The sequence below is a fragment of the Methanothermobacter sp. genome (assembly GCF_030055435.1).
Taxonomy (GTDB): domain Archaea; phylum Methanobacteriota; class Methanobacteria; order Methanobacteriales; family Methanothermobacteraceae; genus Methanothermobacter.
This window is the reverse complement of sequence record NZ_JASFYG010000002.1, coordinates 126538-143883: the sequence shown is the minus strand read 5'-3', so window position 1 is coordinate 143883 and position 17346 is coordinate 126538. Positions and strand designations below refer to the sequence as shown.

The window sequence follows — 17346 nt, the reverse complement described above, 5'->3', positions numbered from 1 at the left end:
GAGTACCGATAGATATCTATTATATCTCTGACAGTACCATATAATATAAGTTTAAGTTTACCGCCTGATGATAAGGAGGAACTGCACCCCTGTGGATGCGTGATTGACCATGATTGATTACTTCAATGAGCTTGAAAGGGAGACCGAACGCCTATATGAAATTGCAGGAAAAGCCAGGGCCAAGGGCCTTGATGTGAGAACCAAACCTGAGATACCCCTGGCCAAGGACCTTGCTGAACGTGTTGAGGGGCTCGTGGGCCCTGAAGGTATAGCTGAGAGGATAAAAGAACTTGAAAGGGACAGGGGTCGTGAAGAGGTTGCGTTCCAGATAGCTGCAGAGATAGCATCCCAGCCAGTCCCTGATGATGAGCCTGCTGAAAGGGAGAGGCTTGCAGATCAGGCCCTCAGAACCGCCCTTGCAATACTGACAGAGGGTGTGGTGGCAGCCCCCCTTGAGGGTATAGCGAAGGTCAGGATAAAAGAGAACTTCGACCGTTCAAGGTACCTCGCAGTCTACTTTGCAGGACCCATAAGGAGTGCCGGGGGTACCGCAGCAGCCCTTTCAGTCCTCATAGCCGATTACATACGCCTCGCCATAAACCTTGACAGGTACAAACCCATCGATAGGGAGATAGAGAGATACGTGGAGGAGGTTGAACTCTACGAATCAGAGGTTACAAACCTCCAGTACAGCCCCAAACCCGACGAGGTGCGCCTTGCAGCCAGCAACATCCCTGTGGAGGTTACGGGGGAACCAACAGACAAGGTGGAGGTATCCCACAGGGACCTTGAGAGGGTTGAGACAAACAACATACGGGGAGGGGCCCTCCTCGCCATGGTTGAGGGGGTCATACAGAAGGCCCCAAAGGTCCTCAAATATGCCAGACAATTAAAACTTGAGGGCTGGGACTGGCTTGAGAAATTCTCAAAGGCCCCCAAGAAGGATGAAGGTGAAGATAAGGTTGTTGTGAATGCCGACAGCAAATACGTGGAGGATATAATCGGCGGCAGGCCCGTTCTGGCTTACCCCTCACGGAAGGGGGCATTCAGGTTAAGGTATGGGAGATCACGGAACACGGGGCTTGCAGCCATGGGGGTTCACCCCGCCACCATGGAGCTGCTGGAGTTCCTGGCGGTGGGGACACAGATGAAAATCGAAAGGCCAGGTAAGGGAAACTGCGTTGTCCCTGTGGACACAATAGAGGGCCCCATAGTTAAACTCAGAAACGGTGACGTCATCAGGATTGAGGATGTTGAGACCGCCAGGCGGGTGCGACCCGAGGTTGAGGAGATACTCTTCCTCGGGGATATGCTGGTTGCCTTCGGGGAGTTCCTCAGGAACAACCACGTCCTCATGCCCGCAGGCTGGTGTGAGGAGTGGTGGATCCAGACCCTGCTCTCATCAGAGGAGTACCCTGAGAGCGACCCCCTGAACCTCGCCCGCCACAGACACAGCTGGAATGACCTCCGGGTGGGGGCTGAGGAGGCCTTCAGGATTTCAGAGGAGTACGGTGTGCCCCTCCATCCACGCTACACCTACTTCTACCATGACGTGACTGTTGAGGAACTCAACAGACTCAGGGAATGGTTAAACACTGGCAGATTAGAGGATGAACTGGTTCTGGACCTTAAACCTGAGAAGCGAATACTGGAGATCCTTGGTGTGCCCCACAGGCAGGAGGAATCAGGGGTTATCATTGGATACGATGATGCCTTCGCACTCCTCAACACCCTCAGGGGGTCCCTTGAAGATTCAGATGACACCCTGGAGGCCCTTAACAGGGTCTCGGGTGTCAGGATAATGAAGAAGGCCCCCACCTACATAGGTACACGTGTTGGTCGGCCAGAGAAGACCAAGGAACGCAAGATGAGGCCCGCACCCCATGTACTCTTCCCAATAGGAAAGTACGGTGGAAGCCGGCGTAACATACCTGATGCAGCAAAAAGGGGTTCCATTGTGGTTGAGGTGGGGAGGGCCACCTGTCCATCATGCAGGGTCAGTTCAATGCAGTCCATATGTCCCAGCTGTGGTTCAAGGACGGTGATAGGTGAACCCGGGAAGAGGAAGATCAACCTTGCATCCCTCCTTAAAAGGGCCGGTGAAAATGTATCCGTCCGTAAGATGGATGAGATAAAGGGGGTTGAGGGGATGATATCCGCTGATAAATTCCCTGAACCCCTTGAGAAGGGTATACTGAGGGCCAAGAACGACGTATACACATTCAAGGATGCGACAATCCGCCATGACTCCACTGATCTTCCCCTCACACACTTCACCCCCAGGGAGGTTGGTGTACCTGTCAGCAAGTTGCGTGAGCTCGGATACACCCATGACTACAAGGGGGAGGAACTTGAGAGGGAGGACCAGATACTTGAACTCAAGGTCCAGGACGTGGTCATATCAGAGAACTGCGCCGATTACCTTGTAAGGGTCGCGGGTTTCGTCGATGACCTCCTTGAAAGGTTCTATGGCCTTGAAAGATTCTACAACGTTAAAACAAGGGATGACCTTGTGGGGCACCTCATAGCTGGGCTCGCCCCCCATACATCCGCGGCTGTTCTTGGAAGGATCATAGGATTCACAGAGGCCTCTGCATGCTACGCCCACCCCTACTTCCATTCAGCCAAGAGGAGGAACTGTGACAGCGACGAGGACTCGGTCATGCTCCTCCTGGATGCCCTCCTCAACTTCTCAAAGTCCTACCTCCCGAGCACCCGGGGGGGTAGCATGGATGCCCCCCTTGTTCTCTCAACAAGGATAGACCCTGAGGAGATCGACGATGAGTCCCACAACATAGATACAATGGAGATGATACCCCTTGAGGTCTATGAGAAAAGCTTTGAGCATGCTAAACCAACAGATGTGCTTGATGTTATAGATAACGTTGAAAAGCGCCTCGGAAAGCCTGAACAGTACAGTGGACTCATGTTCTCCCATAACACCTCCAGCATACATGCAGGTCCCAAGGTGTGCCTCTACAAGTTACTCCCCACCATGAAGGAGAAGGTGGAATCCCAGATAAGCCTCGCAGAGAAGATAAGGGCCGTGGACCAGAGGGCTGTGGTTGAGGGGGTCCTCATGTCCCACTTCCTCCCCGATATAATGGGTAACATCAGGGCATTCTCCAGGCAGAAGGTGAGGTGCACCAAGTGTAACCGCAAGTACCGCCGCATACCCCTCAGCGGGGAGTGCCGTTGCGGTGGTAACCTCGTCCTCACCGTTTCAAAGGGTTCGGTTATAAAGTACCTTGAAATATCAAAGAACCTCGCATCGAGGTACCCCATAGACCCCTACCTCATGCAGAGGATAGAAATACTGGAGTACGGTGTGAACTCCCTCTTTGAGAGTGACAGGTCAAGGCAGAGTTCCCTAGACGTATTCCTCTAATTTTTTTTAATCTCCCTCAACCTTCTTGCAGGTGGGGTGTATCCCCTGAGTGAAAGTGAAAGTGAAACCACGGTGACTGAACTTAGGGCCATTGCAAGGCCAGCGTACTCTGGCCTGAACACCACCCCAAACGGGTAAAGGGCGCCGGCAGCCACAGGGATGAGTATCACGTTGTAGGCGAAGGCCCAGAAGAGGTTCTGCTTTATCCTTGATATGACTTTACCTGCAAGCTGAAGGGCGGCTGCGGTATCAAGGGGGTCATCACCAACAAGGACCACCTCACCGGCCTCCTTTGCTATATCAGTTCCCCCTCCCAGTGCAATCCCGAGATCTGCCTCTGAGAGGGCGGGTGCATCATTTATACCATCACCCACAAAGGCAACTCCCAAACCACGTGATCTGAGCTCAGAGACCCTTGATGCCTTATCCTCCGGCAGGACCTCCGCGATGACGGTGCTGATTCCCACTTCCCCTGCCACCTTCTCAGCCGTCCTCCTGTTATCCCCAGTGATCATTGCCGTTCTGATTCCCATCCTCTCAAGTTCCCCTACAGCGGCTGCTGCGCCAGGTTTTATCCTGTCAGAGACCGCTATAACTCCCTTAAACTCGCCGTCAACTGCAACCATGACCACAGTCTTTCCCTCTGATTCTAATTCATCGGCATCCCCTGGAATCTCCACGCCGAATTCATCCATGAGGGCCCTGTTACCTGCAATCACATGCTGGGAGTTGATTTTACCTTCAAGACCCCTTCCCGGGATGGCCCTGAAATCTTCAACCTCTGGTATCTCCAGGCCCTCCATCATGACCCTCTCTGTGACAGCAACTGCTATGGGGTGCCTTGATCTGACCTCAAGGGCAGCTGCATACTCCAGCACCTCCCCAACGATGTCTGTGACCTCGGGTTTCCCCTCTGTAAGTGTGCCTGTCTTATCAAAGAGTACGCAGGATATCCTATCTGCAACCTCAAGTGCCTCGCCCTTCTTTATGAGTATTCCAAGTTCAGCCCCCCTTCCTATACCAACAGTCACCGCAGTTGGTGTTGCAAGTCCAAGGGCGCAGGGGCAGGCCACGACTAGTACCGAGATCAGTACTGTGACCGATATTAGAAGACCGGCCCCCTCAACAAGGTACCAGAATAGAAATGCTGCCAGTGCAACTGTAAGAACAGCTGGAATGAAATAGGACACCGCCCTGTCGGCGATCCTCTGAACCGGTGGCTTTGATGCCTGGGCTTCATCAACCAGCCCTATGATCCTGGAAAGGAAAGTATCATCTCCTGTTCGCTCAACCCTGAACCTAAGAACCCCATCGGTGTTTATGGTCCCTGCGATAACCTCAGATCCCCTGGTTTTAAGGACGGGGAGCGGTTCCCCCGTGATCATGGATTCATCAACATAGGATTCTCCATCCAGAACCCTGCCATCCGCGGGTATCCTGTCACCAGGCCTCAAAACAACCTCGTCACCCTCAGCCAGGTCATCAGCCCTGATCTCAACCTCCTTCCCTTCCCTGAGGATGGTGGCGGTGTCGGGCTGGAGTTCCATGAGCCTCCTTATCGCCTGTGATGTCTTTCCCTTGGCCCTTGCCTCAAGGTACCTTCCAAGTGTCAGGAAGGATGCCAGCATCAGGGCTGTCTCATAGAACATGAAACTCGATGGAAGAACCCCCACAGTGCCAAGTAAACTTGAAAGGAAAGCCACCCCTATACCCATGGAGTACATAACATCCATGTCAAGTGTTCCTGATCTCAGGGACCGCATTGCACCCCTGAATATCGGTTCTGATACATATGCAAATGGTATCACAGAGATCAGGAGCATGAAGAGGCCCGCATTTACCGGTGGCTGTATACCAAGGTACATCATGGCCATGAGTGGCAGTGAAACACCAAAACCCACAGCTATTCTTCTCAGCTTTGGGCCCTGGTCCTCCTGAATCTCCTCATCACCCTCTGTTCCCATGAATTTATAGCCGAGGTCCTCAATGGTCCTTTTGAAATCCTCTGCTGATGCAAGGGATGGGTTGTAGGATATGTATGCCTTTTCAGCTGCAAGGTTGACCGCTGCATCACTCACACCCTCAAGTTCCTTCAGGGCTGATTCTATCCTCTGTGCGCACATTGCACAGCTCATACCCCCTACTAGAACAGTCAGGTGTTCATTGATTACACTGTAGCCTGCCTCCTCTATGGCGGCCTCCATTGAGGGGAGCCCCACAGTTTCAGGGTCATATTCAACAGAGACCGTGCCCTCCACAAGGTTAACCACGGCATCGGATACTCCCTCAAGCTTTTTAAGTGAGTCCTCTATCTTGAGGGCGCATGCTGCGCACCCCATTCCACCTATACGTATCGTTATCCTCTTCATCCAGGACACCTTCAAAGTAAGCAGATATCAGTCGCCGGTGGGTGACACCGCAGGGTGGTCAAGCACCTCCCCCACATTAAGAAGATATCAGTCGTCCGGGGACCTGTAGATTACACCATCCCGTATAACCCACTGAATATTCCCCGGGTCTGAAAGTTTTTCAATCTCCTCAACCGGATCGACACCGGTTATAACAATATCCGCGATCTTACCCCTATCCAAAGTCCCTATACGGTCTTCCCAACCCATACACTCTGCTGCATGCACATTTCCAGCCCTCAATGCTTCCAGTGGCTCCATTCCGATTTCTGTCAGATAAGAGAGTTCCATGAGATTCCTACCGTGTTCAATAACCCCTGAATCGGTTCCCATGACCATCCTAACCCCCTTTTCATGGGCTGTTTCCATGTTGTCCCTGTGGACTCTGGCGACTTCAATGGCGTCCTTTCTGCTGTATTCCGGGAGTTCACCGCGTATTGCCCTTCTGCAGTTAAGGCGGGTCACAAGGAATGTTGGTACAAGGTAGACACCCCTTTCAGCCATCTCAGCTGCTGTTCTTCCATCGATGTATGTACCATGTTCAACAGAATGCACCCCTGCCCTCAGGGAATTCCTTATCCCCTGAAGTCCATGTGCATGTACCATCACCCTTTTCCCTCTGAATGATGCCTCCTCCACCACTGCGGCAAGTTCTTTAACCGTGAACTGTGTGTCAGATGGGGAGTCGGTGCTGCTCATAACACCGCCAGTTGCCATGACCTTAACAACATCTGCCCCTGCCCTGAGGACCTCCCGGGTCTTCCTCCTCACCTCAGGAACTCCATCGCAGATACCTGAGGGAAGGCCAGGGTATGTTCGCTCAATGTTCAGTCCTGAGGGGGTGTGAAAGTCAAAGTGTCCTCCGGTCACTGATAGGGGTGTAACGCTTATCTGCATTCGGGGTGACTGGATCAGGTGGGCTTCAGAGGCCATTCTAACACCCAGGTCAGCCAGCCCTGCATCCCTTACCGTTGTAACACCCGCATGGAGTGTTCTCCTCATGTTCTCAAGTGCCCTGTAGAAGTATAGTGAGAGGGGATCCTCAAGTTTGCTCTCCACCCTGAATCCATCCTCCATGATATGCACATGGAGGTCTATGAAGCCTGGTAGAATGAATCTGTCTGAGGCATCAACCAAATCAACGCCTTTTATGTGCCTCTCAACAGACGCTATTTTTCCGTTGTCGATCAGAATGTATCTTCTCTCATGATCCCCTGATTCAAGGTCTACAAGTTCCCCCTTTACCGCGAACCTCATTGAAACACCTGTTAGAATAATATGAACCTCGGAAAAATTATATATTTTGATTGGAGCTTATTAATATATGACAGGATATGACAGGGGGTGATGTTACGGGTCTTGCCTCATTAGTTGTTGATGAAGAAGGGCAGGGTGCAGCCGAGTACATCCTCCTCTTGGGGGGTGTGATTGTCATTTCAATTGTGGCGATACTGATTTACAGGTCATACTTCCAGAGAAGCACTCTGAACTCTGCACAGGATATTCAGGATGTCAGAAAAAATATTAATGGCTCAGATGCCGCTAAAAATGCCAGTGCAAATAATTCAACATCCCCGAAACCTGTTCCCGAACCAAAACCCATAGAACCACCGGTCAAACCCATAAAACCTCCAGTGGTTCCTCCTGTTGAACCTAACCCAACGATATAGGTGTTAAATTGATTAAGGATAAAGCAGGACAGTCATCATCAGAATATATACTTCTATTTGGGGCCATAATAGTGGTTGCTATCCTGACGCTTGTTTACAGGTCATACTTCCAGAGAAGCACCCTGAACTCTGCACAGGATACCGCTGAGGTTCGAAATAATACTGACACCGGTGACACTGGAGGGGGTGGTGCTCCACCTGTAAAACAACAGTTCAGAGCCGCCTGTGCCGCCATCGGTCCCCTGATCTGCTATCATACCATGTGGTGATAGATGCTGTCATTACCGCCCCTGCAATGTTCATGGAAAGATCCCTCATGGTATCAGAGTAGAGGATGGCGGATGGCTCATAGTAGACCGCATAGCCAGTGATCTCATATAAGAGACAGAAGAGAGCCGCTGCTGATACCATGAATGCAAGTTCATCCCACCCATCCAGCTTCTCAAGTGCTCTCTCAAGAACCACGGATGCTGCAAGAGCAGCCAGAACCCCTGCAATGAAGTGTTCAGCCATATTAACTGCTACAGAGTCGATAAGGGTCACTGAAAATTTCAGTGCAAGCTCAGCTGGAGGGTAGAGTATCGCAGCAATATAAAGTGCTTCTTTTTTAGGGGATCTTTTAGCGAATCCTGAAATAAAGAGGAATATGATAAGGCCGGCATGAGTTTAAATCTGAGGTAGGGCACCGCCCCTGCAATTAGAAATACTGCCATCCACACCGCAAGGAAAATTGAGAAGTATTTTCTGCCCATTTGAATCTCCTAAGTCCTGAATAACAGAGATACATCTCCTTTCATGCCAAAGATTATATATAGCCGTAAATTTATTATCTCTGGGTGATTAGTAATGGAATTGAGATTCAGCTGGAAAGCAGTTGCTGCAGGCATAGTACTCACAGCAGTCCTTGGACCCGTATTCAGATTTGTGATTCCATCATTTACAGGTATCCTATCAATAATCGTGGCGGCATTGGTATGTGGCTACATTGCAGATACTGAATATCCTGGGGGTGCCCTCAATGGGGCTATGATGGGAGCTACTGTAGGATTGATAAATATCCTGATTGTTTACCTTAAAACTGGGTCAATGAATGCGGCTATCCTCTCAATACTCCTCTACGCCCTTGCAGGGGATGTGAGTCTCGGAATACTTGGGGGAGCTTCAGGTAGTGTCCTGAGATCCGCCCTTGAATCAAAATCCTTCTAGGTGAAACACAAGGATTCTGATTTTTTCCATCACGCAATTTACAGCTTCTCAATAATGTCAATGTGGAAAAACCTAAACCCTGATTTTTCCCTCCACTGCGTCCACCTCAACCTCCACTGAATCCTCTAGTATCTCATAAAGATCAACCTCTGGCCTGTCAACCATTGGTATGCCTGCCATTATGGCTCCAGTTGCAATTATTGGCTCTGCATTTGAACATATTATGGCTGCTGGCGCCGTTTCATTCTTTGACATCTGGAATATAACATAGGATCCAACCGTTGAACCCTTACCACCCGGTATCACAAGGACTTTCCCTCTCATGCTCCTCCCATGGAGTGGATGCCTGGGGTCAATAACGATACCTGTCCCTGGGTCAACACCGCCAAGGAAACTCAGGGGCTTATCTGAAATTATCACAGGACCCTTCCCCTTTCCCCTTGAAATGATTCTGCAGCTGATCTCCAAATTAATCATCTCCATAAGATCTAACAGTTCAGACAACGTCCTTTTTCATTATTTCCCTTAAAACAGAGGTTGCATAGCATCCCTTCGGTATTGAAAACTCAACTGTGATCCCCTCAGGGCTACTGCTGGCTGAAACATCCCATATCATGAACCTTATGGACCTCCGCATGCCGTGGCTCCCAAGTTTAGGAACCTTTATGGAGTTAAAGTCTGTGGGTGAAACCCCCTCCTCCTCCAGTATTCTTCTCTCGATCTCACCGGCTTTTCCATCTGCCAGTGGCACCTTGCTACCGTATAGTGGTGCTGTGGGGTGTGCCTCAAAGTTGAGGATCATCTCCTCCACTTCCCCTGGATCCGGATCATGGATTATGTGCTGATCATTGTCTACTATGATGTCCCCTTCCAGATACCTGTTTATGCCAAGGGCCGCCCTTTCACTAACCGCACGGTTAAAGAGGTAGGACTGGTAGGCATGGACGAACATCCTCTTGAGGGGCTTGGGGAGTGCATGCACTGCATTTATATAGGATTTTTCAGAGAGTTCTCCCTTTCTAAGATCCTTGATGAGGACTCTGAGCATCATCCTCTCATACCTTAGAGAGGCCGGCATGAGTTCATAGGCACCCTCAAGGTCCCCCTTATCATATGCCCGTCTAGCCAGGGATACAAGCTCGGATTCCCCCTCAATTGGGTTTCCAATGTAGATGTCAACTGCGCCCTTCACATCACCATGCACCAGTGCCTTCCCAACGAGGTGTGTGATCGCCCTGGGGCTTCCGAATCGTTGCCATCCGTAGTAATTTGGAACACCCTTCTCCTGGAGCTCATCCAGGGTCTCCCTTGTCTTCTCGAGAGGGTCATCAGCTTCAGGATCCCTTATGAGAATCCTGAATCTGTTACCTCTTAGCTGACCCATTCTGAGCTTTTTTTCATTGGATGTGACCTTCAGGAACCTGACATTCTTTATTCGATCCTCTATTCTCTTAACATCCTCGGGGTCTGTGTTGCTGATGCATATCCACTGCCTTGTGACTGCGTTCCTGTCCTTCATCCCTGCGAATCCCATTCTCCTCCGGTCAAGGTGCAGTTCCCTTGCAATGTCCAGGAGGACATCCAGGGTTGTTCTGTCCTCCTTCTCCATCCATATCCACGTGTTGGGTCCGCTTCCGCTTGGCTCTGTGAGGGGTAATTCCTCAACCTGGAAATCCCTGTTATGTACACGGATCCTTCCGCCAATTCCCTCTGTTGATGTGACGTAGGTTTCTGCGTTAAGCATGGTTGTACCCCAAGCTGGAGGCTAATTGAGTTCTATCCAGTTATCTTCTATCAACGATGCGTTTTGGTCTTCCCTTGACCTTGTAGAATTCAAGCTCCCCTGGACCTGTGAAGTTGAAAAGTATCTCAAAAAGACCCTCTGCATATGCTTCGTAGAGTTCCCTCTTATATTTGAAGAATGCCTTTATAAAGTTCTCCTTTATTATGTCCACGGCACAGTTTTCAGGGTCCTCACACTCCAGTGAGACCCTCATTGTTATTGGCCCCTCATCCTCGTCACCATAGAGGAAGGCCTCGTATTCACCTGTTAGATAATCCATGTTCTCCCTCTGGAACACTGCGGCCTCAACATCTACCCTGTTGAAGGGGTGCCCTGCCACCCAGAAGGTCTCAGCCTCCCTTTCAGGGTTCATTATCCTCATGTGGGTCCTTCCACATTTGCACTTCTCCCTTGAGATTACAACCGTGGTGTCCTCGGTGTCATAGTTGAGGAGGAGGGTCCCTGTTTTCTCACCCACGGGCAGGAGTGTTGTGAGGACTATTCTGCCGCACTCCCCATCATCAACAAAGTCCCTCATGGTTGGATCATAGACGTCCAGGTGCACCAGGTCCTCAGGGACATGCAGGCCCTCCTTGATGTGGCATTCTCCACACATTGTCCCCTCGGTGCTCCCATAGGTGTTGTAGACTTCCACACCCCATATTTCCTCCACATACTCCCTTGATTCAGGTGCGAAGCTTTCACCACCCACAACCAGTCTCCTTATACTTGACTCTCTGGGATCAAGCCCATGCTCCTTCATGCGTCTCGCAAGTCTCAGGAGTTTGAATATGCTTGCAACTATACCTGTGGGACGGTAGCTCTCTATTATCCTCACTGGAAAGGTGCATTTGCCCTCGGGGATTATGGTCATCCCTATCTTCTGTGCTGCCAGGGTCATGGTATTTGCACCCACATTCATGCCATAGGAGGCGCAGACCACAACCCTGTCACCCCTCTCAAATCCCTGGGATACGAATGACCTTGCGTACTTCTCTGCGTATCTCTGCCAGTCCCCCCATGTGAGGAAGAAGGACTTCGGTCTTCCGCTTGTACCGCTGGTCTCATGTATTGTGTATATGTCCTCCCAGGGGGCGCATCTGAATTCGAAGTCATCCTTTTCAGGGGGCTGGTTCTCCCTAACGGTTTCACCGGTTATTATCGGGAGTTCCCTGAGGTCCTCATGGCTCCTTATATCTGAGGGTTTGATACTGTTTTTCCTGAACCATTTACTGTAGAATGGGGAGTTTTCGTAGGCATAGTTCACTGTATACCTTATCCTCTCCTCCACGAGGGCATCCAGGTCCTCCCGTTCCATGGTCTCTATTTCAGGGTTGAAGTAGTTCCCCATGACAACCACACCTCAAGTTATAGATTGGAGTGCATGGAATAAAGTTTTAATGGGGTGCATGATGATGAACCATGAAAAAGTCATGCGGAGGTGAAAGGAGTCATCAGAATTCATTTGAAAAAAAACTTAAAATAGATGCCCTGACCGGGACTTGAACCCGGGTAATAGGATCCGCAGTCCTACGTGATATCCGCTACACTATCAGGGCAAAATGAGATCAATAAAAGATTGGAAAATCAACTATTAATATTTTTCCATACCAGCATTCATCTCCACACATAAAGCCTGAAGATCACAGTGCCCCAGCAGGCCACAGAGGTATCTATGTTTTCTGCATCCCCCATTGAACCGCGGGAGGCAACTGTAACCTCCCCTGAACCATTATCCATGGTCAGATTGTAGTTCATCCCCTCAAGGGTTCCGTTGAGGAATCCTGATGCCAGTGTAGAATTCGGGGACTCTGCAAGTTCCTCGAGTAGCGGTTTATCTGCGGGATAGGATGCCATTGCATCAAGGACATCTGAAGCTTCCAGGGTGTCATCCACAGGAGCTGTGCCGGTGTTAATAAATGATGCCGTAAGTATGAAGACCACTGCAAGTCCAAGGACCGCGTCCAGGGTTGATATGTAGCCCCCATCATCCATATGGACACCATTCACTTCCCTATGAGTTTAACAATCATATCCTTCTTCTCTATGGCCCTCCTTGCGGCCTCCTCAACCTTCCTCTTCATCTCCTCAAAGTCCTGGGGTGTTTCATCGCCAACCATCTTCTTTATCTGTGTGTAGGCGGCCTCACGGAAGAGGGGTCTGAGCTCCTCCATCTCACCATCCCTTATTAGAAGGGGAACACCTGAATCGGTGACCCTTCCGACCTCTGCTATGGGGACACCTGCACCTTCAACTGCCCTTATGATATCATTGGAGGCATCCTCAGGTGCTATTATCATGAGGGAGTCAATTGAAACCCCCAGGGGATCAATTTCAAGTTCTTCAAGCATTTCAAGTACCCTTGGGTTTACCATTGACCTCACAGCCTCGGCATCGAATTCAAGGCCCACCCCTGTGGTTGATGATATCTCATGGGCATCGCCCCTGAGCCCGCCATTTGTGACGTCGGTCATTGCATGGATCACCTCAAGGAGCCCTGCCTCCATTATGGCCCCAGATGCCCTTATGAAGTTCACATCAAGGGTCTCCCATACAACATCAAAGAGTCCATGGTAGATGGCCGCTGTGGTGATGGTGCCCCCTCCTGAGCCCTCTGTGAGGAGTATAATATCGCCTGGCTCGGCCCTCTTCCTGGCCGTTGGTGGTGTCCCTGAAACCCCAATGGCGCCCACCGCGCTCACGAGCCTGTCACCGAGGACCATGTCGCCACCGACCCTCAATGTGCTTCCTGCAACCACGGGTACATTAACTAGTTCCGAGACCGCCGCGACACCTGCTGTGAAGTCAAAGAGTTTGCCAACATCCCCATCATCTGCAAGGTGCAGGTCGCTTATGAGTGCAACTGGCCTGGATCCCATGACGCAGACATCCCTGAGGGCGGCCCTTGTAACATGGAAGCCCCCCAGGAAGGGGTACTCGCTGAGCCTGGAGTGGATTCCGTCAACTGCGGTTGTTATGTAGACCTCTCCCTTAGCGGTGTCAGTCCTTACAACCCCACCATCATCCTGGGCCTCGGGATTTATGAATGCCCCGGTTTCTGTGCTTGATACTATATCGGCGATTTTTCTGTGGACAAAGAAGTCCCCCTCTCCACGGGATCCCACCCCCATCTCGCCCATTCCAACACCGGCGAGGGGATATGATATTATCTCCCTCAATCCATCGTCCAGACCATCCGTCCCAAGTGTATTTTTAACCTCATATATCACGGCATCTGCCATCCTCAGGGACCTCTCGGTGTCGATATTCTTGAATTCCCGTATCCTATCTGCCAGGATGCTTCGCAGGGATTCCTCGTCCATCTGGTCTATGTTGCGCCTTACAAATCCCTCTATGTCCATTAAAATTTACCCCCTGATTATTTCCCTGAAGTTTCTCAGGATATCAAGTCCCGCCTCACCGCTCTTTTCAGGGTGGAACTGGGTTGCATATACGTTATCTGACTCAATGGCCGCTGTCATCTCAATACCATACTCGGTTGTTGCCGCCACAACGTCCTCTGCCGGTTCTGCATGGTATGAGTGGACGAAGTAGAAGTACTCATTCTCGACGCCTTCAAGGAGCGGGGAGTCCCTCCTGGGAACCAGCTGGTTCCATCCCATATGTGGCACCTTGTTTCCGGGGGGTATCCTCACAACCCTGCCGGGTATCACATCAAGTCCCCTGACGCCAGGTGATTCCTGGCTCTCGGATAGGAGGACCTGGAGTCCCAGGCATATGCCCAGGAAGGGTTTACCATCCTCTATGTTCCTGATTATTGGGTCCCTTAAATTCTCAAGTTTATCCATTGCACTTCCAAATGCCCCTACCCCTGGAAGCACGAGGGCTTCTGAGTCATTGAGGGATTCTGGACTTGATGTTACCTGAACCTCAGCTCCTATCTTCCTGAAGGCGTTGGATATGCTCCGGATGTTCCCGCTTCCATAGTCTATGATGGCTATCAATGGATCACCTGGCGTAGTAGTCCTTCACCCTGACGGTGTCATCGAGGTGGGGCGTTGATACCTCATGGAGTACCGTGTTCTCCATTGCCACGATGGAGTGCTTCTCACCGGGCTCAATTCTGATGGTGTCATTCTTGCTGAAGTACTCCTTCCTGTCCTGGAATTCAATGTACCCTGACCCTGATATTATGTACATGGTCTCATCCTTCTTCTCATGGTAGTGGAAGGATGTCCTGTACCCCTCCCTTATGAACAGCTCCTTTGTGAGGTACTTCTCCGTATTTATGAGCACCTTCTCATAGCCCCACGGCTTGTCCTCCCTGTTACGGTACTCCTTACGTATCTCCTCCAGCTCCTTGGAGGTGTCTATTGCCATCCAGAAGAGGCCGTCCTCCCGGTAGTAGCCGAGTTTGTTTTCACTGGCCATGAGCGGGAAGAGTGTTTTCTCAATATCACCTGACTCGAAGTCCCCGAAGTCCAGCTGCCCCTTGGAGAAGTACACACCTGCATTTATGTAATAGTCAAGGAGGGGTTTCTCCCTGAAGCTGATTATCTTGTCCCCGCTGAGTTCCACTATACCGTAGGGTGACTGCATCTTGGTTATGAAGATTGTGAGGGGATAATCAGACATCTCCCCAAGGTGTATCATCTTCCTTATGTTCAGGTCCGCCACCACATCCCCGTTACGTATTAGGCACTGTTTATCTCCATCGATGGCCTCCATACCCAGCCTTATTGCGTTTAGTGTCCCCAGGGGTTTCTCCTCCCTCACATATTCCAGTTTAAGACCCTTGTACTCATCACCATATCTCTCCTCTATCTTATCCCCAAGGAATCCTGTGAGGAGGTAGGTCTTCTTTATACCTGCATTTTTGAGGTCAAAGAGCTGTTTATCCAGGATTGTGTAGCCCTCTTTTATTTCTATGAGTGGTTTGGGTATCTTCTCGGTTAGGGGTCTCAGTCTCTTTCCAAATCCTCCGCAAAGTATCATTCCAACGGTTTCAGCCAATTAAATCACCTTCTCAATGTTTCGCCTAAGGGCATCTCCAAAGTCTGATGAAACAATGGTGCTCTGCCCCAGCGTCCTTGCATGTGCATCCAGTTCAGCCACCACATGGGTGTATCCAAGTTTATGGAGTGGTTCCACGAGCCTTGGCCCGTCTGTAACGGCGACGGACTCAAGTTCAAGTTCCTCAACCGGCAGGGCATGGGGGACACCTGATACGACTGCAAATTTTATCTCCTCATCCCTCAGTATCTCCGCTGCCCTTTCACCTGTTACAGGGTATTCGTCTAGGCCCCCTGTTATGTAATCAACACGGTTGCCTGCCCCCTCTATTTCTGCGAGTATGTTCGCTGCATGTCTGCGTATCCTTGGAAGACCTGTGTTCCTGTCAAGATTCGCGATTATAAGAGGAGGGTTATCAGGGTTTATTGAGTGAAATGGAAGTGTCAGGGGATCTGCAAAGAGGTATGATGTCTCTTTCTTGGCGTTAAGCACAAATGCAACTTTTTCATCATCTTTTATGGCCTCGAGGACCCTTAATGCCACCTCATTCTTATCATCACCATGGGATGGGCGTATGTAGTCGCCCTGTGCCATTCCCCTCGTCTTCTCAATCTCGGTTGCAAGTTTGAGCATCTCTATCTGCCTTTCGGCCTCCTCATGGGGGATTATTCCCTGTTCTGCAGCCGCTTCAAGGACTATTATTGCCCCCTCTGTGTTGTCACCCTCACCGAATCCCCCATGGGATTCAACCGTCAGGACCCTTGCAGGTATGTCTGCCCTCTGGACCGCCTCCCTGAGGTCCTCGCCTATTATCATACTGGCACAGGTTCCAACAACACCCACAAGTTCAGGTGAAAACATTTCATAGGCCTTTCTGAGTGTCTCTGCCAGTTTATCTGAGGCCCCGAATATGAAGTCCTGCTCTGACATTGCAGTGGTCAGCACCCTGACCCCGTCGGTTTCAAGGAGCCTTCCTGTTCTGAAGCAGCACCCATGGGGGCCATGGAGGATTATAACATCAGCATCGAGGTCTCTGAGTGTGTAGAGTGATGCTGCTATTGGGCTGGGTCTTGGATGCAAATTCTCTCACCTCATAGTTCATATCGGGGAGTGATTGATATCCATCAACACACGAATTCACTAACCCCACAGTTCATATCCATGGACTGATTGATATTCATTTAAGTCAAATTAGTATATAAGGATGGTTACCATGATCATAGATAATCCCCTTATGGGAAGATACCTTGAAAGACCCAACAGGTTCACCATGGTTGTTGATGTGGGTGGTGAAAGGAGTCTGGCCCACCTCAAGGATCCCGGTAGGCTCAGGGAGCTTCTTATACCTGGAAATGAGGTCATTGTTAGGAAAGCCGCTGGAAAAGAAAGGAAAACCAAATTTGATGTCATAGCACTCAGAAGGGGGGATGAGTGGGTCCTTGTGAATTCCGGTTTCCACAGTGACATCGCAGCCAGCCTTATAGAATCAGAGCTTGTTGACGAATTCCGTGGTTTCAGGGTGAAAAAAAGAGAGTGCAGATTTGGAAGAAGCAGAATTGATTTCCTTCTCTCATCGGGAACTGAAGAAATGCTTGTTGAGGTTAAGGGCTGTACCCTTGTAAATGGTGAGATGGCACTCTTCCCTGATGCCCCCACAGTGAGGGGAAGGAGGCATGTTGAGGAGCTTGCATCTGCGCTCTCCATGGGCTATAAAAGCAGCGTCCTTTTTCTGGTTTTTGGTGAAAATGCACGTTATTTCTCTCCAAATACTGATATGGACCCTGAATTTTCATATGCACTGAAAGAAGCCCATGGTAAAGGTGTGAATGTGATAGCATATTCCTTCCGCACACTTCTTGATGATTCTGTGCGTGTTGAGCCCCTAAGGCGGATACCTGTTATATGGCCGTGATTCCA

General features: G+C 50.3%; 15 protein-coding genes and 1 tRNA gene. 4 read left to right on the top strand and 12 right to left on the bottom strand.

Annotated features, from left to right (window positions below; genetic code table 11):
* The first annotated feature begins 109 nt into the window (after positions 1-109).
* Entirely contained in the window at positions 110-3388 is a 3279-nt protein-coding gene (gene polC, locus QFX30_RS02510) for a DNA polymerase II large subunit (protein ID WP_300488236.1), read from the top strand.
* On the opposite strand, the gene QFX30_RS02505 is transcribed toward polC, so the two are convergent.
* Together QFX30_RS02505 and QFX30_RS02500 are read right to left on the bottom strand one after the other, a co-directional pair.
* Positions 3385-5757, bottom strand: coding sequence for a heavy metal translocating P-type ATPase (locus QFX30_RS02505; RefSeq protein WP_300487764.1), 2373 nt, complete (start codon positions 5755-5757; stop codon positions 3385-3387). The two genes, polC and QFX30_RS02505, sit on opposite strands and share 4 nt — an antisense overlap.
* Before the next feature lie 87 nt (positions 5758-5844).
* Positions 5845-7053, bottom strand: a complete 1209-nt coding sequence (locus QFX30_RS02500; protein WP_300487761.1) for an amidohydrolase family protein — start codon at positions 7051-7053, stop codon at positions 5845-5847.
* Between the two features lie 77 nt (positions 7054-7130).
* Between QFX30_RS02500 and QFX30_RS09055 the strand changes: the two genes are divergently transcribed.
* Entirely contained in the window at positions 7131-7466 is a 336-nt protein-coding gene (locus tag QFX30_RS09055) for a hypothetical protein (protein ID WP_367186123.1), read from the top strand.
* Between the two features lie 213 nt (positions 7467-7679).
* On the opposite strand, the gene QFX30_RS02485 is transcribed toward QFX30_RS09055, so the two are convergent.
* Positions 7680-7979, bottom strand: coding sequence for a hypothetical protein (locus tag QFX30_RS02485; protein WP_300487758.1), 300 nt, complete (start codon positions 7977-7979; stop codon positions 7680-7682).
* Positions 7980-8312: 333 nt separating this feature from the next.
* Here QFX30_RS02485 and QFX30_RS02480 point away from each other — a divergent pair, with 333 nt between their 5' ends.
* The gene (locus QFX30_RS02480; RefSeq protein WP_300487755.1) at positions 8313-8672 is read left to right on the top strand and encodes a DUF5518 domain-containing protein; all 360 of its coding nucleotides are present in this window, start codon (positions 8313-8315) and stop codon (positions 8670-8672) included.
* A 72-nt stretch (positions 8673-8744) separates the two neighbouring features.
* Here QFX30_RS02480 and QFX30_RS02475 read toward each other — a convergent pair whose 3' ends face one another.
* The 9 genes from QFX30_RS02475 to cfbD all read right to left on the bottom strand — a co-directional run bounded on the left by QFX30_RS02475 (position 8745) and on the right by cfbD (position 16509).
* Positions 8745-9149: a DUF126 domain-containing protein gene (locus QFX30_RS02475; protein WP_300488233.1), complete on the bottom strand. Its 405-nt coding sequence runs from the start codon at positions 9147-9149 to the stop codon at positions 8745-8747.
* Positions 9150-9168: 19 nt separating this feature from the next.
* Positions 9169-10416, bottom strand: a complete 1248-nt coding sequence (truD, locus tag QFX30_RS02470) for a tRNA pseudouridine(13) synthase TruD (protein ID WP_300487752.1) — start codon at positions 10414-10416, stop codon at positions 9169-9171.
* Positions 10417-10456: 40 nt separating this feature from the next.
* Positions 10457-11806 carry a coenzyme F390 synthetase gene (gene ftsA / locus QFX30_RS02465; RefSeq protein WP_300487750.1) on the bottom strand — a complete coding sequence of 450 codons (1350 nt, stop codon included), beginning with the start codon at positions 11804-11806 and terminating at the stop codon, positions 10457-10459.
* A 136-nt stretch (positions 11807-11942) separates the two neighbouring features.
* A tRNA-Arg gene (locus tag QFX30_RS02460) sits at positions 11943-12014 on the bottom strand.
* A gap of 58 nt (positions 12015-12072) precedes the next feature.
* Positions 12073-12450, bottom strand: coding sequence for a hypothetical protein (locus tag QFX30_RS02455; RefSeq protein WP_300487748.1), 378 nt, complete (start codon positions 12448-12450; stop codon positions 12073-12075).
* A gap of 11 nt (positions 12451-12461) precedes the next feature.
* On the bottom strand, positions 12462-13817 hold the full coding sequence (locus tag QFX30_RS02450) for an AIR synthase-related protein (protein ID WP_300487745.1): 1356 nt from the start codon (positions 13815-13817) through the stop codon (positions 12462-12464).
* Between the two features lie 6 nt (positions 13818-13823).
* Complete coding sequence (hisH, locus tag QFX30_RS02445) at positions 13824-14420, bottom strand: imidazole glycerol phosphate synthase subunit HisH (RefSeq protein ID WP_300487743.1); 597 nt, start codon at positions 14418-14420, stop codon at positions 13824-13826.
* A gap of 4 nt (positions 14421-14424) precedes the next feature.
* Positions 14425-15429: a sugar phosphate nucleotidyltransferase gene (locus QFX30_RS02440; RefSeq protein ID WP_300487740.1), complete on the bottom strand. Its 1005-nt coding sequence runs from the start codon at positions 15427-15429 to the stop codon at positions 14425-14427.
* Complete coding sequence (cfbD, locus tag QFX30_RS02435; RefSeq protein ID WP_300487737.1) at positions 15430-16509, bottom strand: Ni-sirohydrochlorin a,c-diamide reductive cyclase catalytic subunit; 1080 nt, start codon at positions 16507-16509, stop codon at positions 15430-15432.
* A 133-nt stretch (positions 16510-16642) separates the two neighbouring features.
* On the opposite strand from cfbD, the gene sfsA reads away from it, so the two are divergent.
* The gene (gene sfsA, locus QFX30_RS02430; RefSeq protein ID WP_300487735.1) at positions 16643-17341 is read left to right on the top strand and encodes a DNA/RNA nuclease SfsA; all 699 of its coding nucleotides are present in this window, start codon (positions 16643-16645) and stop codon (positions 17339-17341) included.
* Positions 17342-17346 lie beyond the last annotated feature (5 nt).